Genomic DNA, 25821 nt, shown 5'->3' on the forward strand with positions numbered 1-25821 from the left:
CGGAGACACCCGATGACCCTGACCGAACCCTCCCTCACGCCGCCTATGGTGCCCCCGACCGTCGACATGGCGCAGATCATCGCGGCGCATGCCGAACGCACGGCTCGCATCGAAGCACTGCGCCCTGGCAACAAGGACCGCCTCTTCGACGGCCTCATGGCAGCCGGCATCACCCATGTCACCGTGACGTTCGATGGTGCCGGCGACAGCGGCCAGATCGAAAGCATCGGCGCATGGTCCGGTGATACCGCCGTCGATTTCCCCGCCACCGAAATCGAATACGCCGCGCTGACCTGGGACGACCCCGAGGTCGAGATGCGCAGCCTGTCGCTCGAGGATGTTGTCGAACAACTCGCCTACGACTTCCTCTCCGACACCCATGGCGGTTGGGAGAACAATGACGGCGCCTGGGGCGAGTTCTGCTTCGACGCCGCTGCCCGCTGCATCCATCTCGAGTTCAACGAACGGTTCACCTCGTCCGAACTCACCACCCATGATTTCTGAGGGGGCGGGTATGGCACATCCCTATCACCACGCCCTCTCCTCGGTGAAGAAATGGGGCGGCACGGTCGACGACTTCATCGCCGTGCATTCCTGGTTCGACCAGAGCAAGGAGATCACAGCCGACTTTCGGCACCGGGCGCTGCGCCACCATGCGGAGGGGATCTTCATGGCCGAGACGATTTTCGGGCAGACTCTCACGCTCTCGACCGGGCGCATCATCCCGACCCGCTGGGTCGGGGAACAGCATGTGAAGGAAGACCTCGGCTTCATCCCGAGCTTCGCCGACTGGGTAAAGGCGATCCGGCCCGAACCCTGGATGGGCCGGGCCGAGCGGATCGAGGCCCTGGTTGATCCGCATCTCGCCTCGCCCGTGGTCGAGGTCACCTGAGATGAGCGATCCAGCCTATCAGCGCCTCGGCCTGTCCGAAACGGCTTCGCCCTACGCCGTCCTGCGGGCGGCGGTCAGGGCGCTGCATCCCGACACGCGCGCCCTTCGCACCTTCCGGACGGCGCGCAAGCGCTTCTATAGGCAGATGCTCTGCGCGCATGCCGCGCGACAGGCGGCAGGCGACAGTCCTACCGGCTGATCGCCCCCAACCACCCCTTCATTCCAACACAACGCCCGGCCGCCCGGCCGGGTTTTCCTCATTCAGGAGGTCCCCATGGCGGATTACTTCACCCATTTCTCATGCCTGCTCGACGTCGGCACCCCCGACAAGGCTGCTCGTGCACTCGCGCTGTTCCAGAAACTGCGCGCAGCGGATCAGGACGCCGACGATCCGGAGGTGGCGGGTTTCACCCTCGTGCATCAGGACGCGCCCGAGGGCAGCACCCTCTGGATCCATGATGACGACGACGGCGATGTCGAAGCCGTCATCCGCTTCGTGCTCCGCCTTGCGGACGACCTCGATCTCACCGGGCTTTGGGGGTTCCAGCATGCCCTGACCTGCTCTCGGCCACGACTCGACGCCTTTGGTGGCGGCGCGCATGCCATCGATCTCAGCACGCGCAAATCCATCGGCTGGTCCAGCACGCAAGAATGGCTGGCCGCAGCATTGAACGGGGAGGGCATCGATGCCTGAGGTGATCTGCACCACCGTCTACCAGTTCCCCGAACTCTCGGATGCCGCCAAGGAGAAGGCGCGCAGCTGGTATCGCGAGCTTGGCCCCCATGACGATTGGTGGGACGCGGTCTATGAGGATTTTGAGCGGGTCTGCGAGATCCTCGGCATCCGCCTGAAAACCACACCCATCCGCCTGATGGGTGGCGGGACGCGGGCCAAGCCTTGCATCTGGTTCTCCGGCTTCTGGAGCCAGGGCGACGGGGCCTGCTTCGAGGGCTACTGGTCCCACGCCAAGGGCGCGGCCGCGCGCATCCGGGACTACGTACCCACGGACACGACGTTGCATGGCATCGCCGACCGGCTGCAGGCCATCCAGCGGCGGAATTTCTACCAGCTCGCCGCGGAGGCCAGCCACCGTGGCCGCTATTACCATGAATGTACCATGTCAATCGACGTCACGCGGGACAGCGCGACCTGGCAGCCGCCGACTGAGGACGCGGAAGAAGTCGTGACCGAGGCGCTGCGTGATCTGGCCCGCTGGCTCTACCGCCGGCTTGAGGCCGAATACGACCACCTCACTTCGGATGAGGCCATCGAGGAGGGGATCATCGTCAACGAGTATACGTTCACGGAAGGAGGGCGGCGGTTTGGGTGAGCTGATCTCGTTCCACGCAGACAAGCGGGGGCTAGGTGTTGTCAGTCGGCAATGCTCACGGCTTCTGCCGCACGACCGTCATGACCCGGGAATATTGTTTGATCCAGATGGCCTTATCTGGGCTCAACCATTTAATCAGTTCCATGATCTGACTATACTCAGCGGTGATATTTCGATGATGAATTGGTTCATGATGAAAGACGCGGTTGCGAAATTCACGGACATCGTCACAGCGCTTGTATAGTTGTGCATAGGAAACAGGCCCCGGCAGGTGAGGGAAGTCTCCATGCAGATTTGCCCAGAAGACGGGTTCGTGCCTTGGCAGCAGCATTTTCACCCAGAATCCAAAATTGAGCTCTGCGGTCATTCGCCCTGAGGTAACCGCGCCCGTTGTGACGAGCTTGTCGCGTGCTGTTTTTACTATGCGCTTGCCGCCGCTCTTGATCTGCAAGAGAAAGGCAGGGTCATCCCACCATTGCGGACCATAGAGCGCGATGAGGCGAGCGACGATTATGTTCCTTAGACTGACCTCGGCTGCGCTCAGTACAGGGAAGAAAGCCTCACTGAGCTGAATGTTCCAGCCATAGAGGGCGAGAGCGTGATCTGGATCGTGACCAGCAGCAATGAGGTACTTCGTGAGGCGTTCTTGAGAAATTATATTTGTTACCAAGTACTTAATGCTCCGATCGACTGTTCGCACGACTTTCACACTGCGCTTGACAGTCGTGCGAAGATACCCATATATGAGAGCAATCGAAGGCAAAGTCAGGCCTTCAAACCCTTAGAAGCCCGCGACAGCCGTTACAGGTCCTCGCGGGTTTTCGCTTTTTATACATCTACTTACGGAAATCCAAGAAGATTTGGCGAGGCAAACTCTCAGCCCAATATGGTGCGGTGGCGCTTGGTCATCCCACTATTCTGCTTCTAGTCGACCTTCACCAGGAATGGCTTTTCCAAGCTCAGAGTTATGACGTGTGAAGATACCGCAGGCCTGTGACCCCGTTCGTCGGGGGACGAGCGCCCCGTTCCTGTCACTTGTTCCCGTCGATCCACTTCGACATGAGCCCCTTGTCGCGGAAGCATTCGTCCGGAACGGCGCGCCTTTTGATCCGGGCGAGTTTCTCAGCGAAGGCCACCTGCTTGGACGTGGGCAGCCGGTCCATGTCCGATACCGGTTTCATCTGGGCCTGAGCCTCGATCCAAGCGCTCAAAGATCGCCGGTCTTGCTGAACCTCCCAGGGCAGGAGCGTTCGGTTGCGCAGGGCGAGCGACCGCGCATAGGCAATCTGCTTGGGCGTTACGGGCAGGGCGTGCTTGGTGCTTTCCATTGTGGAACCCCCTTTCTGGCTTGGTTCTAAAATAGAACATAACAAGAACAAAATCAAGCCAAGCGTCGGGAACACCTTGGTGCGAGAGGGAGAGAGGGGCCGGGAAAGATCAGGTCCGAGGCTGCCCGAGATAGGGTGTCCGGGCCTGATCCTGTCCTTCATTCCGGAGTTTCCCGATGACCCATCTTGCCCCTGTTGCGCAGGCGTCCTTGCCTGCGCCCGTTGTTCCGTTGGCAGCAAATCCTGCCCCTGCGATCGTTGCTGTTGCCGAAGCGCTGCAGCCCGATCTGGCGCAAGGACTTCAGATCGACGCGCTGCACCTGCGCCGCGAGATGGAACATGCCTTTGGCGGTTCCGATGCGACCGGTGCCTGGGACTGGAAGCTCGCCTATGAGGCGGGTGAGGTGGCGCAGATCCTCTTTCTGCAAAAGTTCGGTCGGGCGCTGCTTGCGCGTGCCGGCTCGCCTGCGGCGCTCTTGCCGATCCTCGCCAAGGTGGCAGGCCTCTTACCCACGCACACCCGGCGGTCGGAAGAGATGGAGCGCTTTCAGCAATTCTCGACGCCGCTGCCTATGGGGCTCACGGCTGTGGCGGCAGCACAGCTCACGCCCCGAGATCTCGTCCTCGAGCCGTCGGCCGGGACCGGGCTTCTGGCGATCCTCGCCGAGATCGCCGGCGGCACTCTGGCTCTGAACGAGTTGGCGGACACCCGCGCCGACCTTCTTCGGCTGCTTTTCCCGGGTCGCCCCGTCACCCGGTTCGATGCCGCGCAGATCGATGATCATCTCGGCGAAGAGACCCGCCCGAGCGTCATCCTGATGAACCCGCCCTTCTCGGCCCAAGCCAATGTCGATGGTCGGTCGACCGAGGCGACGGCCCGGCATCTGCGCTCGGCCCTCGCGCGTCTGGCCCCCGGCGGACGGCTCGTCGCCATTACCGGAGCTGGTTTCGCGCCGGATGCGCCTGCCTGGGCCGAGACCTTCGGCCGTCTGACCGAGACCGCGCATCTGGTGTTCTCCGGCGCGGTGTCGGGCGCAGCTTTCGCCAAGCACGGCACCAGCTTCGAGACGCGGATTTCTGTCTTTGACAAATGCCGCGGCGGTGAGCCGGGCGGCACCACCGCAGACCTGCGCCAGCCCACGTCCCCGGACGTGGCACATCTGATGTCTCGGGTCACTGCCGAGGTCCCGCCGCGCCTGGAGCTTGATCCGGCAGCTACCGTGAGTCTGGGCCACACTTCGCTCTTCCCGGGAAGTCCTGCCCCGACCCCCCGCAAACCCGTCAGCCGATCCCGCGCGACCTCCGCAGCTCAACCGGCGAAATCAGACATACCGATCGAGGTCGAAGACCTAAACTACGCGCTTCGCGACGTCGCCGGGGACGAAGATGCCGCACGGCTGTCCGACGCGATCTACGAGACATTCCGTTTGCAGGCTATCGACATCCCAGACGCCGCATCGCACCCGACCAAGCTTGTGCAATCGGCGGCCATGGCCTCTGTCGCACCGCCGAAACCCACGTACCGCCCCAAGCTGCCCCCGGCCATCCTGCGTGACGGCCTGCTGTCAGACGCGCAGCTCGAGACCGTCATCTACGCGGGGGAGGCGCATGGCGCGCATCTCACTGGGTCTTGGACCGTCGATGAGACCGGTGACGTGGTCTCCGCTGCACCGGACGATGCCGCTGACGCCGTCCGCTTCCGCCGCGGCTTCTTCCTCGGCGATGGCACCGGAGCGGGCAAGGGCCGCCAGTCGGCTGGGATCCTGCTCGACAACTGGTGCCAAGGCCGCCGCAAGGCGCTCTGGATCTCGAAGAGCGACAAGCTTCTGGAGGATGCGCAGCGCGACTGGTCGGCGCTTGGCCAGGAGCGGCTTCTGGTGACGCCGCTGTCGCGTTTCGCACAAGGGCGCGACATCCCTCTGACCGAGGGCATCCTCTTCACCACCTATGCGACGCTGCGCTCCGAAGAGCGGGCGGCCAAGAAATCCCGCGTCGACCAGATCGTCGACTGGCTCGGGGCGGATTTCGACGGGGTGATCCTCTTCGACGAAAGCCATGCTATGGCGAATGCCGCCGGGGGCAAAGGCGAGCGGGGCGATACCATGGCATCGCAGCAGGGCAGGGCGGGTCTGCGCCTGCAGCACAAACTTCCGAATGCCCGCGTGGTCTATGTCTCGGCCACGGGCGCGACGACGGTCCACAACCTCGCCTACGCGCAGCGTCTCGGGCTCTGGGGCGGGGAGGATTTCCCCTTTCAGACCCGGTCGGAATTTGTGGAAGCCATTGAGGCTGGCGGTGTCGCGGCGATGGAGGTTCTTGCCCGCGACCTCCGGGCGCTCGGTCTCTACACGGCGCGGTCGCTGTCCTATGACGGTGTCGAATACGAGATGCTCGAACATGCGCTCAGCCCCGAGCAGCGCGGCATTTACGATGCCTATGCCGGGGCCTTCGCCATCATTCACAACAACCTGATCGCGGCGTTAGATGCGGCGAACATTTCTGGCGAGAGCGGCACGTTGAACCGTCAGGCGAAATCCGCCGCGCGGTCAGCCTTCGAGAGCGCCAAACAGCGCTTCTTCGGCCATTTGCTCACCTCGATGAAGACCCCCACGCTGATTGCATCCATCGATGCCGATCTGGCTGCGGGTCATGCGGCGGTCATCCAGATCGTCTCGACGGGCGAGGCACTGATGGAACGCCGCCTGACGGATATCCCGACTGACGAATGGAACGATATCCGTTGTGACATCACCCCCAGGGAATACGTCCTGGACTACCTTGCCCATTCCTTCCCGGTGCAGCTCTACGAGCCTTTCACCGACAGCGAAGGTAATCTTTCGTCGCGCCCCGTCACGCGAGACGGCCAACCGGTCGAATGCCGCGAGGCCGTCCGACGGCGCGATGCGCTGATCGAGAAACTGGCTTCGCTTCCGCCCGTGCCGGGCGCACTCGACCAGATCGTCCAGCGCTTCGGCACCGACCTCGTCGCCGAGGTCACGGGCCGGTCGCGCCGTATCGTGCGCAAGGGCGAAGGAAGTGCTGCGCGCCTCGTCGTGGAAAATCGGGCGGTCTCGGCCAACCTCGCGGAAACCGCCGCCTTCATGGATGACGAAAAGCCTATCCTGATCTTCTCGGATGCCGGGGGCACCGGGCGCAGCTACCACGCCGATCTCGGGGCGAAGAACCAGCGCTTGCGGGTCCACTACCTCCTGGAACCCGGCTGGAAGGCAGATGCGGCGATCCAGGGCCTCGGGCGCACCAACCGCACCAATCAGGCGCAGCCGCCGCTGTTCCGGCCGGTCGCCACCGATGTGAAGGCGGAAAAGCGGTTCCTCTCGACCATCGCGCGTCGTCTCGACACGCTTGGCGCGATCACCCGCGGCCAGCGCCAGACTGGCGGGCAAGGGTTGTTCCGACCCGAGGACAACCTCGAGTCGCCTTACGCCCGTGATGCTTTGCGCCAACTCTACCGCCGCATCTATCGTGGCGATGTCGTTGGCTGCTCGCTCGGGGCGTTTGAGGACGCGACAGGTCTCAGCCTGACCGACGACAACGGGCTAAAAGACGACTTGCCGCCGATCACGACTTTCCTCAATCGCCTGCTGGCGCTGACGATCGACATGCAGGCCGTGCTGTTCGCGGCCTTCGAGGAGCTGCTCGATCAGCGAATTGCGGGTGCTATCGCCGCCGGGGTCTACGATCTCGGGCTCGAGACACTCCGTGCCGAGAGCTTTCGAGTGACCGACGCACGTGTCATCTACGCCCATCCCGGCTCCGGCGCAGAAACCCAGCTTCTCACCATCGCGGAGAAACGCCGCAACACGCCGACCTCGCTCGCGGATGCGTTCGACTGGCTGGATGACCCGAAGGCGCGGTGTCTCATCAACAGCCGCTCGGGCCGGGCTGCCGTGCAGGTTCCCGCCACTAGTCACATGCTGGACGATGGGACCATCGAGCCGCGCCTGCGCCTGATCCGCCCGCTTGATGCCAGCACGGTCCCGGCCAAGGTCATGGAGGACACCCACTGGCTCGAGGCCGACCGCGCGGCCTTCACTGCGGCGTGGACTGCGGAACTGGCCGAGGTGCCGGAGTTTTCGGGCTCCACGCTGCACATCGTGGCAGGTCTGCTGCTGCCGATCTGGAAGCAGCTTCCCCAGGATGAAACCCGGGTCTATCGCCTGCAGACCGATGACGGGCAGCGCATCATCGGCCGCCGCGTCTCGCCTGCCTGGGTCGCGACCACGCTGGCCACCGATGCGCCCAAGCTCTCGGCCGCTCAGATCCATGCCCTCGTTCTGGAGGGCAAGACCGTGGTGTGCCTGTCCGAAGGGATGGAATTGTACCGCTCGCGCGTCATGGGCGCGAACCGGATCGAACTGTCGGGCTTCTCGGAGGCAGCCAAGGATCGGCTCAAGGCCGATGGCTTCTTCTCGGAGATTATCAGTTGGAAGCTTCGGCTGTTTTGCCCGACCGACGCCGATGGCATCGCGATACTGGATCGTCTGCTTGCACGTTGTCCTGTTGCAAGGCTACATGATCGCGGAGGTTGTTGACCCATGTATTCCGAGACCGAAGACCTCGTGCGCGATCTGGCAGAAAATGCCGAAGGCGTCTGTCGTGCCTACCTTCCCGCCGGACGGCGGGAAGGATCCTACTGGATCGTCGGCGATCTGCAGAACAACCCCGGCCGGTCGCTCTTCGTGCGGTTGACGGGCCCTGCGTCGGGACGAGGGGCAGCGGGCAAGTTTATGGATGGGGCCACAGGCGAGCATGGCGATCTCCTGGACATCATCCGCGCCCGGACGGGGATCACGCGCTTCCCCGACCTTCTCGCCGAGGCCCGAGCGCATCTTGGCCGTCCGCAGCCGGTCGTCCCGGATAGGCAAGAGCCGAGGAAGGCTAAGGCGCCCGGTGGCACTCCTGCGGCGGCGGCGCGTTTGTTCGCGGCCTCGAACCCGATCACAGGCACGCTTGCTGAGACCTACCTCCGTTCCCGAGGCATCACCCAATTCGGGGCGAACGGCGCCTTACGCTTCCACCCGAAGTGCTGGCATCGGGAAGAGGGGCAGACCCGGAGTATCCCCAGACCTGCGATAATCGCGGCGGTCACCGATGGGGCAGGGGCCGTTCAGGGCGTGCATCGCACCTGGTTGGCCGCTGACGGGCAGGGGAAGGCGGCAGTGAAGCCAGAGCGTCGGGCTATGGGTCACCTCCTCGGCAATGCTGTCAGGCTGACCCCGCAGGATGACATCCTCGTCATCGGCGAAGGCATCGAGACCATGCTGTCCCTGTCCGAGGCGTTCCCAGGTCTGCCCGTCTGGGCGGCACTCTCTTCGGGTCACCTCGGGGCGGTCCTGCTGCCAGCGGGGCTGAAGCGCCTCTACATCGCGATCGATCGCGATCCGGCCGGGCATCGCGCGGCAGAGAAGTTGAGCGCCAGAGCCTCCGAGGTCGGGGTGCGCGTGCGGGTGCTGGAACCGCGGCTCGGGGATTTCAACGATGATCTTCGGGCGAACGGCAAGGACGCGCTGCGCCAGCATCTGGCAGGTCAGATCGGGCCAGAGGATCGGCATCGCCTATTGGGCTGAGCTGCATCGCGCAGGGGGGGGCTGGGAGTGCGGGGCAGGAGGCAGCATCCCAGTCGTGGCACTGGATCGTCGTCCTCACCCCATCCCGGTCCTTGCGCATCCACCCGTCAGCCCTGCGCGGCCTTCAAGAGATGGGCAGGCCGTCAAAGCGTTTGCCCCTGCAAGGTCGGCAGGGAACCTATTTCCGCCGGCGGCAAAGCCGCCTTTGCATCGCGAGACAAATAGCTTCCCTGCCGACCTCCTCCACGCTGTTCCGGCCCCGGTGAAGCCGGGGTGAAGGGGCAACCGCTCCGACGGCTCGGGTCTGCCCATGAAGGCCGCGCGGGATGACGCGCGGACGAGACAGGCCCGGAGGCAAGAAACCGATGACGATCCAGACCCACGACGACGCGTATGAACCCGCCCATAGCGCATCCCAGACCGCCCATGCGCTCGACGAGCTTCAGCTCTATGGCTATCGCCCCTTTGACGAGCCCGATCCGCGCCCGATGCCCGATGGGCAGCGCCTCGCCGTCGCCGTCGCCGACATCTTCGACGCCCTCGTCGCGACCCTGGAAGACACCCGTATGGAACCCGACCTCGAAGAGGTGCTCTGGGGCCAGGTCAACCTCTTCCACCGCGCCACGGCCCGGATCGAGCGGACGCTCGATGAGAACGAGCAGGCGCAGCGCCGCCTCCAGCGCGAGCAGGACGGCTCCGAAGTGAAGTCCGTCGAACTCGAGCGCCTGACGGCCGAAGGCCTGACTCTCGTTGAACGGCGCAACTGCATGGACATGATGCGCGATCACGCCGCCACCGAGTTCGTCCATCACACGGGATCGACCTGGCGCCCCCGCACCGGCTCGATGGTGAACCGCCAGCACATGACCGCATCGCTCATCGACAGCCGCGACTTCCTGGCCGCCAAGCGCCGCGCCGAGACCGAGGTAATGCTTCCCGCTGGTCCCAAGGTCGCCCTCACCGGCGGGACCGACTTCAATGATCACCGCCTGATCTGGGGTAAGCTCGACCAGGTCCGGACCAAGTATCCAGACATGGTCCTCCTGCACGGTGGAAGCCCCAAAGGCGCAGAACTCATCGCCGCCAAATGGGCAGAGTCTCGGGGCGTGACGCAGGTCGCCTTCAAGCCTGACTGGACCAAGCACGCCAAGGCCGCGCCCTTCAAACGAAACGATGCGATGCTGGATGTGCTCCCGGTCGGGGTCCTTGTCTTCCCCGGCACCGGTATCCAGGAAAACCTCGCCGACAAGGCCAAGAAGCTCGGCATCCCGGTCATGAAGTTCGAGAAGGGGGCGTGAGCCCCCGACTTCAATCCGGCACAGAACATTGTGGAAACGTCGAAGAGCGCTTGATATTGTGGTCCGGAGAGAGGCGCCAACAACATGTTCGACATATCGCAGCAAATGGAAGTGTTCCCGACAACGGTCGATCTCAAGCGGATCGACCCGTCTCTCAACATGCGGCGCTTCTATCGAATGAGCGTTCAGCCGGACCTGTTTGGCGGCGCATGCCTTGTGCGGGAATGGGGCCGTATCGGGTATAGAGGGCAGATGCTAATCGAACAGCATGATGACGAGGGCAGGGCGGTCAACGCTCTGATGAAGCTGTCGGCGACGAAGCAGCGGCGGGGCTACAAATTATTGGGCGAAATTTGAAGAAGCGGCCCGATGCAGCCACTGACCTTGAACTCAAACGCTGCACTGTCATTTCCCAAGAGATGTATTGCTTTGAAGCGATATGCGAAAGGCTGTGAACGTGAAGCGCAAGCCGACCAAGCACGTGATCTAGAGCAGGAGCGGCAGGTGTACGAACGCATGCTTTAGAGACAGTCTGAGGCATCTCGTCAATACAGCGTGGGTAAATTTAAGTCAGCTTGAGCACTTGCTGGGTGAAGAAGCTATTGAGGTTGTGAATTTTTATCGCGCCATCATGTATTCGCTCTTCAGGACCAGCAAGGTCATGACCTCGTCGTCACCCACACGGAACGACTGCTCAGCAAGCTCATACCGATCGGCGCCCTCTGTATCGAACCAGGTGTCCGCGTCCATAAGAGACAGCGAGATGTCGTCCCGGGCTCCCTTGTGCAGGATATCGTGAGCGTTGCTCTGCGGGTCAAGTGTTCGACGCAGGAACCATCGCTCCCCGACGCTCTTCGATCTCTTGAACCAGTTGAGGCCGCCGCGGCTGTAAGAGGCCAGGAGGCTCGGCTCGAAATCCAGATCCACCAAGCGATACGCCATGGCCGTCTTGCTGACAGAAAAGGCGTCCGAAAGAAGACGGACGGTGCGCATATCGAATTTCCTGAAGTCATTCAGTGCGCTCTTGAGCATGAACTCCGGCATCAACAGCTCTGAGGCGAACCGGTTGGCGCCCTTCTCTCGGGACATTCCTCGTTCCCGCCCCTTGCTACCCCCGATATCCTCTTTTGCACAAAACAGATGTTCTCCCCTGTGCCATTCCCAGTGCCCCAGTTCGTGTGCGAGGGAGAACCTCTGGCGCCGTAGATTTCCATGCGCGTCATTCACGGCGATTATCGCGCGGCCGACGTCAGCTCGACCATGGATGCAAGCCTCACATCCGTCCATTTCCCGGTAGTCAACCTTGGCACCTTGAAGCCAGGCAATGGCTTCAAGGTTGATGTCTTCCGGTCGCTTCAGGCGCAAAGCCTGGAGGATCTCCTCAGCACGACGCGGAGAATGAGTCATTCTTCATCGCCGTTTTTGTCAGGCCAAGCGTCATCGTCGAACAGGTCTTCCAAGTCCTTCTCGATCCCTTTTCTGTCTCTCTCCGACAGCTTCTTTCCATGACGAGCGGCCACCGTATCGGGCATGAAGTTGCCAGGCCTGTTCGCAGGCCTGCGTTGAGCCATGGAGACGACATTCTGGTCGCGCGTTGCACGACCTTGCTCAGCTGCGGCCTTGGCTTCCTTCATTGCCATTTCGGCGACCTCGTCTTTCGCGGTCTCCAGCCAAACTCTCATGCGATCACCGAAAGCAGCAATGTCCTCCCCGGCCTCTTCAGCCTCTTTTCGAATATCCTCGTCTGAAGCGTTCGTGATAGCTTCGTCGATTTCCTCCGCCAGGCGATCTTGAAAGGTTTTCTTATCCTTCGCCATTGAGCATCTCTTTCATTTCCGGGTGGGCGTTGCGTGTCCTTTTGACCCGCTGCACCACCGTGTTGTATTCCCTTTCATTCCAGTCGAGGCCCGTCATGATCTCGGACTTCGATTGCCCTTCCTCCAGAGCCAGGAGGTATAGCTGTGAATCGTCATCACCCTCGAAGAGCGCCATGAAGCGGGCCATAAATTCTTTCTCGAAGAGCTGCCCTTCTTGGTTGCACGACGAGGCAATGTCCTTCGCGGCCTCCATGTCTTTGTCGGCGTTCTTGCGAAACCCGATCTTAGGCCGCTCCGATGCAATGCTCCGCATCACGCCGGAGAGAAAGTCCATAAGCGCAACACCTTTGGGCCATTGGCGTGTCCCGGTGATCTCACTTTTCATCACCCTCATGACGGCCTCTTGAAGGACCTCCTCCTCGTCGCCGACTCGGTTGTTCCGAATGCACCAGTTGCGCGCCTTCTGAAGGAGCTTTCTGAGTGCGACATCATCGCGGAAGAGAAGGTCCAGTTCGTCAGTGAATTCCTTGAGGGTATTGAACTCTTGGGGTGTGTCTTTCGCCATGCCAATCGCCATCTTCGCTGCTCTTAATATACATATGCGCACGCAGCGACCTATCGCAGTCAAGAAAATTCAAAAAAATATCAAGGCTAAGAACGCGAACCCTCTTGTGCCGCGCATACACCATTGATGGCGCCTGCTGCGGGCGTCGAGCAGACAAGAAAAGGATTTGCTGCCATGACTACCGAACAGATGGAAATCGAAGATCTCCAGGCCGCCCTGAAGGCCGGCCGCAAGCCCCGCGACCACGGACCCTACAAGGTCAAAGTCGGCGACCACGACCTGAAGTTCACCGACGCCGTCATCGACGATCCGACGCCCACCGGCCGCCAGATCATCGAGGGGGCCGACTTCCGTAAGGCCGAGGAACACCTCGTGTTCCAGGTGCTGCGCAACGGTGAACTTGAAGAACTGCGCCTCGAGGAAACCACGGATCTGCGCCCTGGCCAGGTCGAGCGCTTCCTGGTCTTCCCGAGCGCGGAATCCTTCCGCTTCGACATCGATGGCAAACGCCTCGAGTGGGGCCACAAGGTCATCAGCGGGCGCGTGCTCAAGAAGCTGGCCGGGGTCGATCCCGCGAAGTTCGCCGTCTGGCAGGTGATCCCCGGCAAGGATGACATCCTGGTCGGCGACACCGATCTGATCTGCCTCGCGGATGCTGGCCTGGAGCACTTCTTCACCGGCGTGCCCCAGACCACGGAAGGGGGTGCGGCATGAGCCTCCTCCCCCGTCAGGATCGCCGCTACCTCGAGGGTCGCGGCATCACCGTTCGCGAGGTCATCGAAGGCGGAAAGAAGGGCGTGATCCTCACCGGGATCACGCTGCCGGAAGGCAAGTATCAGGTCGCCCAGGTGGATATCCTGATCCTGCTGCCGCCCTCGTATCCCGAGGTCGCCCCCGACATGTTCTACGCCGTGCCGCATCTGAAGCTCCTTGTCGGCCAGCGTGAGCCCCGCTGCACGCAGGCACGCCAGGCCTTTGATGGCCAGAACTGGCAGCGCTGGTCTCGCCATAACAACCAGTGGCGTCCCGGCACCGACGGCATCTGGACCATGCTGAAGCGGGTCGAAGAGGCCCTGGAGGTGGCGGCATGAAGCGCAGCGACATCACCCTCCACGCCCGTCACCGCGACAAGCTGCAGGCGCTGCTCGCGCACCCCCGTGGGCACGAGGGCGCCGCCTACATGCTGCTCGGCAAAAGCGAGATCGCGCAGGACCCCTGGGACCTCGAGCCGCGGACCCGTTACACCTCCTACGAGGTCATCGCGATCCCGCAGGAGGACCGCGTCGATGCCAGCGACAAGCACGTCACCTGGAATACCAACTCCTTCGCCCAGCTCTGTCGCCGGGCCAAGGAGGAAGGCCTGGTGCCGGCGATCGTTCATAGTCACCCGGGAGGCTTCGACGGTTTCTCGGACCAGGACGATCGCAACGAGCGCGACCTCTTCACCATGGCTCGGAACCGTAACGGCGAGGGGACACGCTTGGTGAGCGTCGTGCAAGTCGGTGACGGCCTCTACCGGGCACGGGTCTGGGAAGACGACATGACACCCTTGCCCTGTCGCCGCGTGACCGTCATCGGCACTCGGCTCGAGATCCAGTCGACCGACGTGCCGACCCCGTCGGAAGCCTTGGCCCGGCAGGCACTGGCCTTCGGGCCGGAGGTCAACGGACTCCTCAAACAGCTCTCCGTTGCCGTGGTCGGCTGCGGCGGCACCGGCAGCCCGGTGGTCCATCTCCTCGCTCGCCTCGGCGTGGGGCGCATCTTGGTCATCGACGATGACGTGGTCGAGCATTCCAACCTGAACCGCCTGTATGGCGCGACCCGAAAGGATGCTGAAAACGCGGTGCCCAAGGTCGACGTCATGGCGCGCGAGGTGACGATGATGGGCCTCGACGTCGAGATCCGGTCGATGAACGGCTGGGTGGATGCGCCGCATATCCGTGACGCGCTGAAATCCTGCGACGTCATCTTCGGATGCACGGACGATCACGCCGGGCGCCTCTACCTGAACCGCGTGGCGCACTTCTACCTGATCCCGGTCATCGATGTCGGGCTGGTCCTCATGCCCCGTGATGATGGTGAGCCCGGCCTCCTCGAGATGGCCGCGCGGGTCAGCGTGCTGTTTCCCACGTCGGCGTGCCACGGCTGCCGCGGCACAGTCGATCGCGTCAGGGCTCGCGAGGAGGACCTCCAGCGATCGGACCCCGTCGAATATGAACGGCAGAAGACCGAAGCCTACGTCCGCGGCGGAGGTAATCCCGCGCCGGCCGTCGTGACCTTCACCTCCGAGGCCGCCACCATGGCAGTGAACGAACTTCTTGCCGGTCTCGTTGACTTCCGCGGCGGCGGTGGATGGACATGGCAACGCTATCGCAAGCTCGACAAGGGTTTAGAGCGTTCGCAGGCGGCGCAGCCTCGGTCCGACTGCCCGGTCTGCGGCAGCGAGGAATACTGGGGTCTCGGCGACATCGATCCGTTCCTGGATCGCATCGGGTGAGCGGGATGATGATCGACATTCTGCGGAAGAGCCTCGAGCTCTTCCGCCTCATTCCACGAAGTGACCTGCTTGCCAGGGTAACACCCAGACACCCGACGCCGGATCAGATCGTGCCGGGGGAGATGACCATCGTGCGCGATGGCGTCGACAAATGGGCCTGCTTCCACTGCCCTGGTGGGTGCGGCGAGACCATCAAACTGTCCCTCAGCAAGAACCGGAGGCCCAGGTGGACGGCCATGTCAGACTGGCTGAGGCGCCCGACCATCTCGCCGTCGGTCCGCCAGACGAACGAATGCCGGTGTCACTTCTGGATCCGGCAGGGGCGGATTGACTGGTGCAAGGACAGCGGCCCCGGGGCGGGATAGCAGTCGAGCGTTCGGGTTGCGTTCGGGGACCCCCCAGAGCCGGCGTGCCATGCTATTCCTGTCAGCAACATGGAGTGATCTGATGGAAACGATGGAACGAGACGCCGAGTATATCGCCAACCAGTGCAAGTATATCCGCAAGATGTTCTCTCTAACCCAGGAGAACCTTGCGGACACCTCCGGGTTGACGGTCCGCACGATCCAGAAGGTGGAAAGCGGACGGCACGTGCCCGAGGTGCAGACCTTGCGAAGCCTCGCGCGCGGCCTCGGGTTCGACATCACGGTCTTCTCCAAGCTCACCCCCGAGGAGGAGAAGCGCCAGCAGGAAGAAATGGAGCGCGCGCTGAAAAAGACGGTGCTCGTGCCCACGTCCCCCATCAGGAAGCCCAACGACTTCTATTCCCGTAACCGCGAATGGCACGGGCTCCTGTTCAACGCCGGCGCGGTGGAGGCCGGCAATGCCCTCGAACTGACTGCCGCGATTTCGGACTGGATGACCGATCTGGACGGGATCTGGGATATGAGCAGCGCCGGCCAGCGGCTTGAGTATTCGGCCGCGATCTCCGCGCTGTGTCTCGAGTTGGAGGGCCTCGGATATCTCACGCACTTCGGTCACTTCCGACAGCAGCACATGCACGACAAGGGGATGATCCTGGATATCGGGATGATCACCTTTCTTCCGAAGGCCGGCCGCGATGGCGTCCGCTACGGCATCGTCACCCTGGAGGACCCGTGGGAGGTTCCAGAACAGGATCGCCCCAAGCTGTGATTTGTTCTCGACGGGCCTCTCTGTCTGGTCATGACCATCATCTGCACGTCTGTCGCAGGCCTGGCCATATCGGCCGGGCCTCTACTTTTCAGAGCTGACCGTCATGAGACGACAGGCGAGTTCACGGTCGCCCCATCGGGCCGCGAAGGCCTCGCTTGTCGAGAACCAGCCGCCATCGTCGCCCTGGCCGTGGTTGGCCCCCATACAGGAACACTGGCACTCATGGCCGATGGCGTTCATGCAGGCCGGAGCGCAGATCTCCTGCTCCCGGTAGGGTTGGATGACATAGATCAGGCCCCAGCGGCGAAGACAGCGGTTCACGAGGTCATTGAACCATGCCTTGGGACTCTCCCAGCATCCCAGTGCCGAGTTCCAGCTTGGCCGGATGCGCCGGCCATTCCTGAGCCAGGCATAGTTGTCGTCCGCATAAGGAAGGCGGACCCTGACCCGTTCGCCCTTGCCGTCACGGCGAAGCGCGACAGGGATTGTCTTCTGGTTCCATGCCGCCTTCAGGCGGCCTTCGTCCTGTATCGTCATGCTCGTTGCAGCTCAATCAGGCTGAATCCGGGGAAGCATTCTCAATAAAGCGCTACTTGGAGCTATTTTATCGCGCTGGTTTTTTCAGATTCTTAGCTAGCCCGATTCAAATATCAATAGGGCAAAAAAATTACATAAAACGAATTATGCGTATTTTGGTAACATATTGATAATAAATACCAATATGAAGTCATCGTCGCTTGCGCTACTCCATATGGTCTAGGTTCAACCAGTACCTCGTATGCCGTCGCTCACCGGTCCGGCTGAGCGCACCTTTCTCGACCAGATCCTGCAGATCGCGGGTTGCGGTTGCGCGTGAAGTTCCGGTGATCTTGAGATAGTTGTCGGCGCTGAGGCCGCCTTTGAAACCGCCAGGGCCTTCCTGAAACATTCGAGCGATGGCCTTGGCCTGGCGTTCGTTCAAGTGGTCTCTGTGACGATCGTAGAAGTGTGCCTTGCTGATGAAGAAGCCTACGCGGTCGAGTGTTGCCTGTTGGGCCTTCAAGACAACTTCTGCGAACCAGACGAGCCAATCGGTCACGTCGAGCGTTTTTTGATGCTGCTCAAGCTGATCGTAGTATCCCTTGCGCTCCTTCTCGATGGTGAAGGCGAGCGAGATGAGGGTGGGCTGGCCAATGTTCTGCGCCAGCGACTTTTCAGCGAGGGCGCGACCCAAGCGGCCGTTGCCGTCTTCGAATGGGTGGATACTCTCGAAATAGAGGTGGCTTAGCCCTGCGCGCGTCAGTGCTGGAAGCGGCTCTGCTCCCCCCGGACCGGTCTTGTTGAACCAATCCGCGTATCGCTCCATCTCAGGCATGACCCGCTCCGAGGGCGGCGCTTCGAAATGGATCGTGGGCCGGTCAAGGCGGCCGGAAACGATTTGCATCGCCTCGGCGTGTTGTCGGTAGGCCCCAATGGTTTCCAACCGACGGTCATGGGACAGGAGCATCCGATGCCAGCGGTACAGTGTCTCATGGGTTAGCAGCTCTGCAAAACTGGAATAGACGTCGACCATCATTTCCGCGACGCCCTGTTCGCGCGGTTTGGCAGGGTAGCTGTCCGGATCGAGGCCCAGATGGCGGCGCAGCGAAGATTGCACACTGAGCCGATCGAGGATTTCACCCTCGATGGCGCTCGTCTGCATCGCTTCCTCGCTGAGCAGTTCGATGCGGAGTTGCTCGCGTTCCGGCTGGCTGACATGATGGACCGCGCCGAGGATTTCTCCGGACGACAGCAGGAACGTCTGCTCAAACGGCTCCAGAGCGGAGGCGTCATACCGGAAATCCGGCCAATCAGGCAGCGTCCAGTTCCAAGCCATGAGTTATAGACATCCTTTCTATAACTCACATCTAGACCACTTCTGAGGCATAGAAGTCAACTCTATCGCTCAAAGGACCTGCGCGATGGGGTGACCCACAAAACGACGCGAGGCCTTGAGCTATGCCTTTTCAAGGTGCGTCAGACCTTGCTGACGCGGTCTGGGGGCCTTCGGATCGGCGGGGTTTTGTTCCGGCGCTTGAAAGAATGGTTCATAGCGAACGTCCGCCATGGCGCCGTCGAACCAGGCAGGCTGCACGTCACCATTGTTCCATTGGTACAGGTAGCCAACCAGATTTTCAGATGTCTTGCAGAGGATGCGCATGATCGGTTCGCCAGTCAGGCGGGGCTTCGTGTTCATAATGCGTTCCTCCAAAATGGACCTCGTAACTCTTTAACAATGAGGTCATAAAAAAATCTGTTCGGCGGTGTTAATGGCGGCATTATGCAACTTCAAGGCGAATGGCCGCGTATGGGCAAAAATCCACCGGCGAAGTGAAAGTTGTCCTTTCAGATAGGTTCCTTAAGGTCCGGGCTGCTCATGCGGCGATGCAGCGGGAACAGCAATTTCTTCCAAGATTCTGTCGATCTCGCCCCATATGCGTGGTTCCACCTGACCGCGGATCAGAGCCCATTTACTCAAGACGTCGAGGGGGTCGTGGTCCCGGAGGAGGACACCCAGGCTGGCTGCATCTACTGCCAGAGATGTCCGGGCCTGCCACTGCGTGTTTCGAGTGCGTCGCTCCTCAGCGACTGGGGCGAAGACCGGCGACAGTTGCCAGCCTTTGACTGCACGGCGCAGGGCGGCACGCACCACATGTGCTGGCTCAACACCACAAGTCTCCAGCGCTGCTTCCTGTCGTTCGAGTGCGTTGACCCTGATGTCGATCTTCCGGGTCGGGCTCAATGCGCGCGCCGATACGGGAGCTCTCAGGCTGGTATGCGGGTCAGAGCTTTCCGCGGTGACTTGGTGCGGCGCCACGGTACCTCCCGGCATAAGCTCTGACTCGTGCCGATCAGCGTCAACGTCAGTGGCTGGGGTGCCTGTCTTTGTTGCTGTGACCTGTGCCTCATCTTCCGTCCCGGGAATCTCGCGGTCACCCTGTTGCAGGGTGGCGGCGTAGGCTGGGTCGGGCCTGGTGATGGTCGGGATCTTCTTGCGCAATCGACTGTCCTCACGCAGCAAGAATGTTGTTGAGGATGTCCGTCGCCTCCTCGAGCGCCTCGACGACATGACGTACATGTGGACGCATCAGAGGGTTTGGATCAGATTGCTTTTCCAGTGCCAAGGCGTGGAGAAGCCCCTTCTGGTCCATCTCCTTGTAAGTGTTCCGCCGCATCATGACGGTCTCAATCACCGGGAAACGGGTGAGCGCTTCTTCAATCAGGGCGGCGTCAGCACGGGTCGTTTTCGGGTCGACCATGTTCAGGACGACGTGGTGGCGCGGAAGGCTGGAGGGGTCGTCAACACGGGATTTCAGTTTCTCAAACCAATCAGCCGTCTGCGCTCCGACATCGAAATCAGATGTCGACAGCATGACGGGCGTCACAATGTGGTCCGCAAGCACCGCGATGCCGTCTGACCATTCGGCACCGACCCCCGCGGTATCGATGAAGATGAAGTCTGCCGTGCCTGCCATGTAGACCTGATCGATCTGACCCTCGACACCCGCCACGCTTTCGACGGTGGCCGAGCAGAGAAGCGGCGAACTCAGCCCACCGGCTTCCGCCCGAGCATGCCATGCCCCGAGTACTCTCGTGCTGTCCGTGTCGATCAACATCACTCTGCGTCCGGCGGCGATCGCGGCACTGATCAAGGCGCGCGAAAGCGTCGTTTTTCCACTGCCCCCTTTCCGGGCCATCGCTGCGATCACCACAAGATTTTCGTTCGGCATTCTGATCCTCCGCAAAAATAGTGAATCGCAACGATAATGCAAAAGCGTCGCTAAACGCATGAGGCGGAGGGGTCAAGCAGAAGTCGGGATGCGAACTGCGTTTGGCATGCAGCGGGTGGCGTAATGCGATGACCGTGCGACGTCTGCCGTGGCGCCGTCAGCATTCGTCGCGGGGCACCGCACACCCTCCAAATGTCGGGATGCGCTCGGCGATGTGCTGCGGACGGAATGCAGGTGACGGATAGCGCGCTCCAGACGACGGGAGGCAGTCTCGCGTATGGCGTTCTGCGGGTGACGCGAGACGGTCAGCGCGCGGCAGAACCCGTCTTGCGGGGTGCAAGAGACGGGGCGCAAAAGACGCGATGCGCGATGCGGAGACCGCATCGCGTGGTGCAATGAGCGCGGCGCGCGATCCATTTGACAAAGGACGGGAAATCGCCCCTGCAGGGCGATTTTCTACATTGAGTACAATCCCTTATGGCCGACTCCACTTGCGTTGGGAGTCGGCGGGCTTGTACGAAGTTGGCAAGAAATAGGAACGTTAACTTCAAAATGTCCCGCCGCCGCAGACTGTCAGAGATCGAGCGATCGACCATCGCCCAGGAGCGCCGGAACGGCGTCTCCGCGGCGTCATTGGCCGCGCGCTACGATGTCAGCCTGAAGACGATCTACAACGTGGTGAACCACCGGGATGAGCGTCAGACAGCGAACGGCAGCCGATCGCGGGTTGTGGGGATCCGGGTCTCGGACGACGACCTGCGCCGGTTCGACGCGGCACTGTCGCGGCGCGGGATTGCGCACCGCTCTGATGCCATGCGCCGCCTGATGCTGGCGGCCGAAGGTGTCTTCTTGCCCGACGACGAGATGTGTGACGAGTTGCGCAGCCTCGGCGCCGCGCTCAACCGGGTCGGCAACAACGTGAACCAGATCGCGCGACGTCTGAACGAGGCCAAGGTGCGGGGCGAGAGACTGTCCTACCCGGCCTCAAGTCACCGTGACGTCCGCGCCCTTGCGGGTCTGGTCTTCGATCTGGCCGACCAGGTCCAGGAGATGTCGCGTGCGCGGCGCAGCCTGCTGGACCTTGAGATCAGCTCTGCCCTGGCGGGCCTCGCCGAGAGGGATGAGAATGGCGCGGAGTGACCGGGTCCGTGGCATCGATCCGGCGCTTTTCGACCGCGGCTGGAGCCGGGTTTCGGGATCCTGGCAGGGGCTTTCCAAGGGCGCGCAGATGGTCCGGGCCGCGCGCGGCTATTCGCCAGCGATCTTCAAGGCTATCTCGAAAGGGGGCTGCCACACCGGGGCGCAGCTACGGGCGCAGCTCACATATCTCACGACGAAGTCGACCCATATCCTCGACAGCCGCGGCACCCATGACGGGAAGAAGCAGCTCTCGGAAGCCGAGATCAACCGAGTGGCGCGGCGGTTCGAGAACCAGTGGAACGAGCGCTACAGCCCCAAGCTTGGCCATACGTCGCATCTGCTGATGGCATTCCCGGTTGGGACCAGTGGTGAAGAGGTGCGCGATATCACCCAGGCCGTCTGCGAGAAGTTCTTTCAAGGTGAGGGCTCGCAATTCGACTATATTGCTGCAATACACCAAGATCGCGCGCATCCACATGCGCATATCGTTCTGAACCGCCGCAGCAAGGATGGCGAAATGTTCTTTCTCGGGAAGGATCATCACTTCAACTACGACGCCTTTCGCGAGGCGATGGTCGAAGCGGCCAGAGGACACGGGATCCGGCTCGAGGCAACGCGTCGTCTGGATCGCGGCGTCACGACCTACCGCGCCGAGATCGATGAAATCTACAAGGCCCGCGACGAAGGTCGTCCCCCAGTCGAGCGCCAGAGAACCGGTGCTGACCTGGCGGCCGCTCTGGAAACCGTCCGGCACAACGCTTTGATCTATCGCGGGCTCGCGGCGGAGGCGTCCCGTTCGAATTTCGAAGACGTGTCCGAGGCGCTCGAGAGGGCCAGCACCATCCTTGCCAGTGGCGGTCAGATTCAATCTGACGGAGCCATCTACATGTCCCAAGACGAAGCAGCGTTCGACACGCTGATCACCGAGTTTTCTCAGAACATTCGCCAGATCGAGGCGGCGATCGACAGGGCGCCAGCGGCCGAGAGGCCGGTGATCGAGCGCAAGCTGACCGACGTTCTGGCCTCGGTCGCGCATTTGAACCCGCTCGGGGATCGCTCCGCCGCCCTGGTCGATGCCCCATCCCGGGACGGCATCTATGCAAGGCCGAACTTAAGTGAAGAACACCTCGCGCGTATTGACGATGGAGAGGTGGCATCAAAGCTGGCCGAGGCGTTGCAAGGCACGGGCATCGATGCCGAGGCTGTGGCCGCGCGCCTGCGGGAGGGGGCAGGCAATGCCGCATTGGAGCGCCAGTGGCTGGCACAGGATCTGCAGGGGATTGCCAAAGCAAGCGACCTCGATCTGGAGAAATCTGCGGACCGGGAAGACGCGCTCGACCGGCTGGAAGCCGTGCATGTTCGGTTGGGCGATGTTCTGACTGACGTGCGCGTCCTGCGCGCGCCAACCGAGGTCGACGAGGTGGATGACGCTGAGGCAGCGCTTGGTGAGCGGTTGACGACACCTAGGAGTGATCTCGCGCAAGACGGGTCCGACATCTTTGCCCCATCGGAGCGGCAGGCGTTCAGGGCGCTGGTGGCGCAGTTCCGTCGGACGGATTTCGATCATCCGTTCTCCGACGACCCCTCGGTGCGGCGGGCGGGCGCCGTGGAGGTGGAGGAGGCCCGCGTTGCGTTCGACGCCTATGCGCAGAGATCTCCGCAGCATGCCGAATTGGCCTCGATGGCTTGGGAACAGATGACTGACAGTCGAATGCCGCCGCAATATGCGGTATCGGAACAGGACCGCACACTTCATGCTGGCGACATGGACCTCGCCTTGCGGGATCCTTCGGATCATCTCGGTCCGATTACCGAAGAGCTCCGTACCCTCGCCCGCTATCGCACGGAGATGCCGGATGACGAGTTTGGGCAGGCCGTCCAGGACGAAATCAACCACCTTCGTTCGCTCGGCGCGTCGCGTGCCTATATCAGCGAGCGCAGTTTCGAGATCGAGGACCAGGCGCGACAAGACTACGCCGAGCGCCGGTATCTGGAAGAGACAGCGCCAACCGTCATGGCCTTTGTGCGAAACGCAGACGTCGAGGGCCCGCTCTCCGAGGCAGAGCGACATGACATCGTCCGGCAGGTCAACGAACGGCTAAGCCCCGACGCAATCGACGCGCTGCGGGCCGGAAACGCAGAAGTCCTCGATAAGTTCACTGAGGATCCGCTCCGCCAGCTGGAACTCGCTAGAACCTATCTCCAGAGCAGCGAGGTCACTGCGCATGGCCCGGCCATGGAGCGCGTTCTCGATGCATTGGCGGAAGAACAGATAGAGGCGCAGCGCGCACGCCACGCCGCGGCACATGGTGAGAAGGGGATCACCCATGGATAAAGGCAAGATTGCCCTAGGAGTGTTGAGCCTCGTGCTGGTCGGTCTCGCCATGGGCTATGTCGTGGCGACCGGCTTTGTCATGTTCCGCTATGGGCTTTCTCCCACGCGTTTCGACGTCACCCTGCTTGCCCGCGAATATCGGGGTCTGTCTCAGTCCGCACCAAAAGACTTCCTCTGGGTGAACCTCATACTTGGCGGCTTCGGTCTGGCATCGCTGATGCTGAGCGTCACGCTTCTGGGGGATGCATTGACCCGCTTCGGGACGACGCATTGGCAGACTCGCAGCGAGATGAAGAGGAACGGTTTCTTTGCCAAGCCCGGCGGCGGCTTCCTTCTGGGCAAGCTCGGCTCCCCGAAATCCAAGCGCCCGTTCCTAGTCTCAAAAACCTTCCCCCACGCGCTGATCGTGGCGCCCACGGGCCGGGGCAAGGGCGTGGGGTTCGTGATCCCGAACCTGCTGACCTACAAGGGCTCCGCCGTGGTGCTCGACGTGAAAGGCGAGAACTTCCGCGAGACCTCGCGCTTCCGCGCCAGCATGGGGGACAAGGTTTTCCGCTTCGCGCCGACCGACTGGGACCGACCAACACATCGCTATAATCCGCTGGCGCGCATTGCTGCCATGACCAACCCCGACCGGCAGCAGATGGAGCTTAAACTCACCGCGAAGCTCTTCCTGCAGACCGACAACGAAAAGCTGAGCGGCCTTCTCGCAGGCGGTATCGACTTGTTCGTGGCGGCCGGTCTTCTGGCTTTCGAGCGCGGCGTGCCGACCATCGGCGAGATCTACCGCATCACCGCCTCGGGGGGCGACAAGCAGAAGGAATATCTGAAGCGTTCGCAGGAGGTGAAGAACACCTCGGCCAAACTGATCTTCGAGCGTATGGCCTCGACCAACAACGACACCCTCACCTCCTACCTCTCGCTTCTCATGACATCGGGTCTCGACACCTGGGACAACCGCGCGATCGACGCGGCCACCGCGACCTCTGACTTTTCCTTCCGGGATATCCGCCGCCGCCCACATGCGATCTATCTTGCGGTCGAATCCGAGATGATCCGCCCGCTTGCCCCGCTGATCCGCCTCTTCTTCTCGGACCTGATCGCCTCGCTGCAAGCACAGGAACCCGGCGATGACGAGCCCTGGCCGGTGATGATCATGCTCGACGAGTTTGACCGGCTCGGGAAAATGCCAATCGTCGCCGAAAGCATAAAGACGCTGCGCTCCTTCGGCGGCAACCTCGCCATCGTGACCCAGACGATCCCGGCGCTGGACGAGATCTATGGTGAAAACACCCGCAGGTCGCTGCAGGGCGGCGCCGGGGTAAAGCTCTACCTCACCCCATCCGAGCAGAAGACCATCGAGGAATTGAGCCAGGCTGTCGGCAAGACCACCAAGCGTGTGGTGACCCGCTCCCGTGCTGTTGGACGCAATCCATTCGAAGGGCGCAGCGTCTCGGAGAGGACAGAAGATACCCCGCTCCTGACCGAGGATGAGGCCCGACGCATGGACCTCGACGAGGTCATTCTCGTGATCGACGCGCAGATGCCCATCCGCGGGAGAAGGGTGAAGTATTTTGAGGATCCGGCATTGCAGATTCTGCACGCCGGTCAATCGGGAAGCTTCCCATATCCAGACGAGGACAAACTGAGGCGGGATCGGCAGATGTCCGAGACCCGCGAGACGGTGGCTAGGCTGAAGCAAGAACTGCAGGAGGTGCGGGCGGCTGCGGGACCGCGGGACGTCGGCCCGAATGCGCCCAACGTATCGAAAACCGACCCTGTCAGCGCAGCGAAGGCCCGCGGCCGCGCGGCTCGTGTCGCTGCAAGCGGCGGTGGCCAGGGCCAGCTGTCGCTTGATGTTGAGGGCCTAGGTATCACGAACACAGACCGGACAACGCTTGCTTCGGCAGTTCAGACAACGAGAGCTATCATCGCGGAGCACGGATGAGTTTCGCAGGAGTTGACGTTCATTCTCCTCGCGGCGAATGTAACTGAAGAGCCCTTTGCGGACGACAGCTGCACATGCGGTCTTGACCGCGTTCCGGCCATTGGTAGCAGAAGGCACGTATGGCCGTCATGCCAGACACGGGATGCGGTCTGGCGTGACGGGTTGCGCGCATCGTCGACAACTGCGATCGGGAAGGGGG

At 62.1% G+C, this 25821-nt stretch carries 27 protein-coding genes; 17 read left to right on the forward strand and 10 right to left on the reverse strand.

The features are described from left to right. Positions 1 to 12 precede the first annotated feature (12 nt). The 5 genes from QMG28_RS18260 to QMG28_RS18280 all read left to right on the forward strand — a co-directional run bounded on the left by QMG28_RS18260 (position 13) and on the right by QMG28_RS18280 (position 2223). Positions 13 to 504, forward strand: a complete 492-nt coding sequence (locus tag QMG28_RS18260) for a DUF6878 family protein (protein WP_074646418.1) — start codon at positions 13 to 15, stop codon at positions 502 to 504. A gap of 10 nt (positions 505 to 514) precedes the next feature. Then, positions 515 to 892 carry a DUF6915 family protein gene (locus QMG28_RS18265; protein ID WP_074646419.1) on the forward strand — a complete coding sequence of 126 codons (378 nt, stop codon included), beginning with the start codon at positions 515 to 517 and terminating at the stop codon, positions 890 to 892. A 1-nt stretch (position 893) separates the two neighbouring features. Beyond that, positions 894 to 1091, forward strand: coding sequence for a hypothetical protein (locus QMG28_RS18270; RefSeq protein WP_074646420.1), 198 nt, complete (start codon positions 894 to 896; stop codon positions 1089 to 1091). Between the two features lie 75 nt (positions 1092 to 1166). Next, entirely contained in the window at positions 1167 to 1586 is a 420-nt protein-coding gene (locus QMG28_RS18275) for a hypothetical protein (RefSeq protein ID WP_074646421.1), read from the forward strand. Beyond that, positions 1579 to 2223, forward strand: a complete 645-nt coding sequence (locus tag QMG28_RS18280) for a DUF8835 domain-containing pootine (RefSeq protein ID WP_074646422.1) — start codon at positions 1579 to 1581, stop codon at positions 2221 to 2223. Before QMG28_RS18275 ends, QMG28_RS18280 begins: the two co-directional genes overlap by 8 nt. 55 nt (positions 2224 to 2278) lie before the next feature. On the opposite strand, the gene QMG28_RS18285 is transcribed toward QMG28_RS18280, so the two are convergent. Together QMG28_RS18285 and QMG28_RS18290 are read right to left on the reverse strand one after the other, a co-directional pair. Continuing rightward, positions 2279 to 2893 carry an Abi family protein gene (locus QMG28_RS18285; protein WP_245708041.1) on the reverse strand — a complete coding sequence of 205 codons (615 nt, stop codon included), beginning with the start codon at positions 2891 to 2893 and terminating at the stop codon, positions 2279 to 2281. A 361-nt stretch (positions 2894 to 3254) separates the two neighbouring features. Then, positions 3255 to 3551: a hypothetical protein gene (locus QMG28_RS18290; protein WP_074646424.1), complete on the reverse strand. Its 297-nt coding sequence runs from the start codon at positions 3549 to 3551 to the stop codon at positions 3255 to 3257. Between the two features lie 176 nt (positions 3552 to 3727). On the opposite strand from QMG28_RS18290, the gene QMG28_RS18295 reads away from it, so the two are divergent. The 4 genes from QMG28_RS18295 (at position 3728) to QMG28_RS18310 (ending at position 10794) form a co-directional block, all read left to right on the forward strand. Further along, positions 3728 to 8104 carry a strawberry notch family protein gene (locus QMG28_RS18295; protein ID WP_074646425.1) on the forward strand — a complete coding sequence of 1459 codons (4377 nt, stop codon included), beginning with the start codon at positions 3728 to 3730 and terminating at the stop codon, positions 8102 to 8104. A gap of 3 nt (positions 8105 to 8107) precedes the next feature. Beyond that, a complete protein-coding gene (locus tag QMG28_RS18300) occupies positions 8108 to 9139 on the forward strand; it encodes a DUF7146 domain-containing protein (protein WP_105236777.1) in 1032 nt (343 codons plus the stop codon). A gap of 365 nt (positions 9140 to 9504) precedes the next feature. Then, positions 9505 to 10437: a DUF2493 domain-containing protein gene (locus QMG28_RS18305; RefSeq protein ID WP_105236778.1), complete on the forward strand. Its 933-nt coding sequence runs from the start codon at positions 9505 to 9507 to the stop codon at positions 10435 to 10437. 84 nt (positions 10438 to 10521) lie between these two features. Further along, positions 10522 to 10794: a WGR domain-containing protein gene (locus QMG28_RS18310; RefSeq protein WP_009574187.1), complete on the forward strand. Its 273-nt coding sequence runs from the start codon at positions 10522 to 10524 to the stop codon at positions 10792 to 10794. 261 nt (positions 10795 to 11055) lie between these two features. On the opposite strand, the gene QMG28_RS18315 is transcribed toward QMG28_RS18310, so the two are convergent. The 3 genes from QMG28_RS18315 to QMG28_RS18325 are packed head-to-tail and all read right to left on the reverse strand — an operon-like array spanning position 11056 to position 12831. Further along, entirely contained in the window at positions 11056 to 11844 is a 789-nt protein-coding gene (locus tag QMG28_RS18315; RefSeq protein ID WP_105236779.1) for an ImmA/IrrE family metallo-endopeptidase, read from the reverse strand. Continuing rightward, a complete protein-coding gene (locus QMG28_RS18320) occupies positions 11841 to 12254 on the reverse strand; it encodes a hypothetical protein (RefSeq protein ID WP_107718005.1) in 414 nt (137 codons plus the stop codon). The genes QMG28_RS18315 and QMG28_RS18320 overlap by 4 nt, the downstream gene beginning before the upstream one ends. Then, positions 12241 to 12831, reverse strand: coding sequence for a hypothetical protein (locus QMG28_RS18325; RefSeq protein ID WP_009574182.1), 591 nt, complete (start codon positions 12829 to 12831; stop codon positions 12241 to 12243). Before QMG28_RS18325 ends, QMG28_RS18320 begins: the two co-directional genes overlap by 14 nt. Before the next feature lie 162 nt (positions 12832 to 12993). Between QMG28_RS18325 and QMG28_RS18330 the strand changes: the two genes are divergently transcribed. The 5 genes from QMG28_RS18330 (at position 12994) to QMG28_RS18350 (ending at position 16450) form a co-directional block, all read left to right on the forward strand. Next, positions 12994 to 13533, forward strand: coding sequence for a multiubiquitin domain-containing protein (locus tag QMG28_RS18330; protein WP_051130673.1), 540 nt, complete (start codon positions 12994 to 12996; stop codon positions 13531 to 13533). Continuing rightward, positions 13530 to 13910 carry an E2/UBC family protein gene (locus QMG28_RS18335; RefSeq protein WP_074646429.1) on the forward strand — a complete coding sequence of 127 codons (381 nt, stop codon included), beginning with the start codon at positions 13530 to 13532 and terminating at the stop codon, positions 13908 to 13910. Before QMG28_RS18330 ends, QMG28_RS18335 begins: the two co-directional genes overlap by 4 nt. Then, positions 13907 to 15316 carry a ThiF family adenylyltransferase gene (locus tag QMG28_RS18340; RefSeq protein WP_074646430.1) on the forward strand — a complete coding sequence of 470 codons (1410 nt, stop codon included), beginning with the start codon at positions 13907 to 13909 and terminating at the stop codon, positions 15314 to 15316. Before QMG28_RS18335 ends, QMG28_RS18340 begins: the two co-directional genes overlap by 4 nt. Positions 15317 to 15324: 8 nt before the next feature. Then, on the forward strand, positions 15325 to 15681 hold the full coding sequence (locus tag QMG28_RS18345; protein ID WP_009574180.1) for a ubiquitination-like system serine protease family protein: 357 nt from the start codon (positions 15325 to 15327) through the stop codon (positions 15679 to 15681). An 82-nt stretch (positions 15682 to 15763) separates the two neighbouring features. Beyond that, positions 15764 to 16450, forward strand: coding sequence for a helix-turn-helix domain-containing protein (locus QMG28_RS18350; protein ID WP_074646431.1), 687 nt, complete (start codon positions 15764 to 15766; stop codon positions 16448 to 16450). A gap of 81 nt (positions 16451 to 16531) precedes the next feature. On the opposite strand, the gene QMG28_RS18355 is transcribed toward QMG28_RS18350, so the two are convergent. The 5 genes from QMG28_RS18355 to QMG28_RS18375 all read right to left on the reverse strand — a co-directional run bounded on the left by QMG28_RS18355 (position 16532) and on the right by QMG28_RS18375 (position 20199). Continuing rightward, positions 16532 to 16987: a hypothetical protein gene (locus tag QMG28_RS18355; RefSeq protein ID WP_009574178.1), complete on the reverse strand. Its 456-nt coding sequence runs from the start codon at positions 16985 to 16987 to the stop codon at positions 16532 to 16534. 205 nt (positions 16988 to 17192) lie between these two features. After that, on the reverse strand, positions 17193 to 18305 hold the full coding sequence (locus QMG28_RS18360) for a Fic family protein (RefSeq protein WP_074646432.1): 1113 nt from the start codon (positions 18303 to 18305) through the stop codon (positions 17193 to 17195). Positions 18306 to 18425: 120 nt separating this feature from the next. Then, positions 18426 to 18665, reverse strand: coding sequence for a hypothetical protein (locus QMG28_RS18365; protein ID WP_074646433.1), 240 nt, complete (start codon positions 18663 to 18665; stop codon positions 18426 to 18428). A 162-nt stretch (positions 18666 to 18827) separates the two neighbouring features. After that, on the reverse strand, positions 18828 to 19469 hold the full coding sequence (locus QMG28_RS18370) for a hypothetical protein (protein WP_074646434.1): 642 nt from the start codon (positions 19467 to 19469) through the stop codon (positions 18828 to 18830). Between the two features lie 10 nt (positions 19470 to 19479). After that, positions 19480 to 20199 (reverse strand): ParA family protein, encoded by a 720-nt coding sequence (locus QMG28_RS18375; RefSeq protein ID WP_038073754.1) that lies wholly within the window; start codon positions 20197 to 20199, stop codon positions 19480 to 19482. 552 nt (positions 20200 to 20751) lie between these two features. Between QMG28_RS18375 and mobC the strand changes: the two genes are divergently transcribed. From mobC to QMG28_RS18390, 3 genes are read left to right on the forward strand one after another with little or no spacing between them, the layout of a single operon-like run. Further along, positions 20752 to 21339: a plasmid mobilization relaxosome protein MobC gene (mobC, locus tag QMG28_RS18380; RefSeq protein ID WP_074646435.1), complete on the forward strand. Its 588-nt coding sequence runs from the start codon at positions 20752 to 20754 to the stop codon at positions 21337 to 21339. Then, the gene (locus tag QMG28_RS18385; protein ID WP_074646436.1) at positions 21326 to 23674 is read left to right on the forward strand and encodes a relaxase/mobilization nuclease domain-containing protein; all 2349 of its coding nucleotides are present in this window, start codon (positions 21326 to 21328) and stop codon (positions 23672 to 23674) included. The genes mobC and QMG28_RS18385 overlap by 14 nt, the downstream gene beginning before the upstream one ends. Further along, complete coding sequence (locus tag QMG28_RS18390) at positions 23667 to 25622, forward strand: type IV secretory system conjugative DNA transfer family protein (RefSeq protein ID WP_009574171.1); 1956 nt, start codon at positions 23667 to 23669, stop codon at positions 25620 to 25622. Before QMG28_RS18385 ends, QMG28_RS18390 begins: the two co-directional genes overlap by 8 nt. Positions 25623 to 25821 lie beyond the last annotated feature (199 nt).

The organism is Sinisalibacter aestuarii, assembly GCF_027923545.1.
Classification (GTDB): Bacteria; Pseudomonadota; Alphaproteobacteria; order Rhodobacterales; family Rhodobacteraceae; genus Sinisalibacter; species Sinisalibacter aestuarii.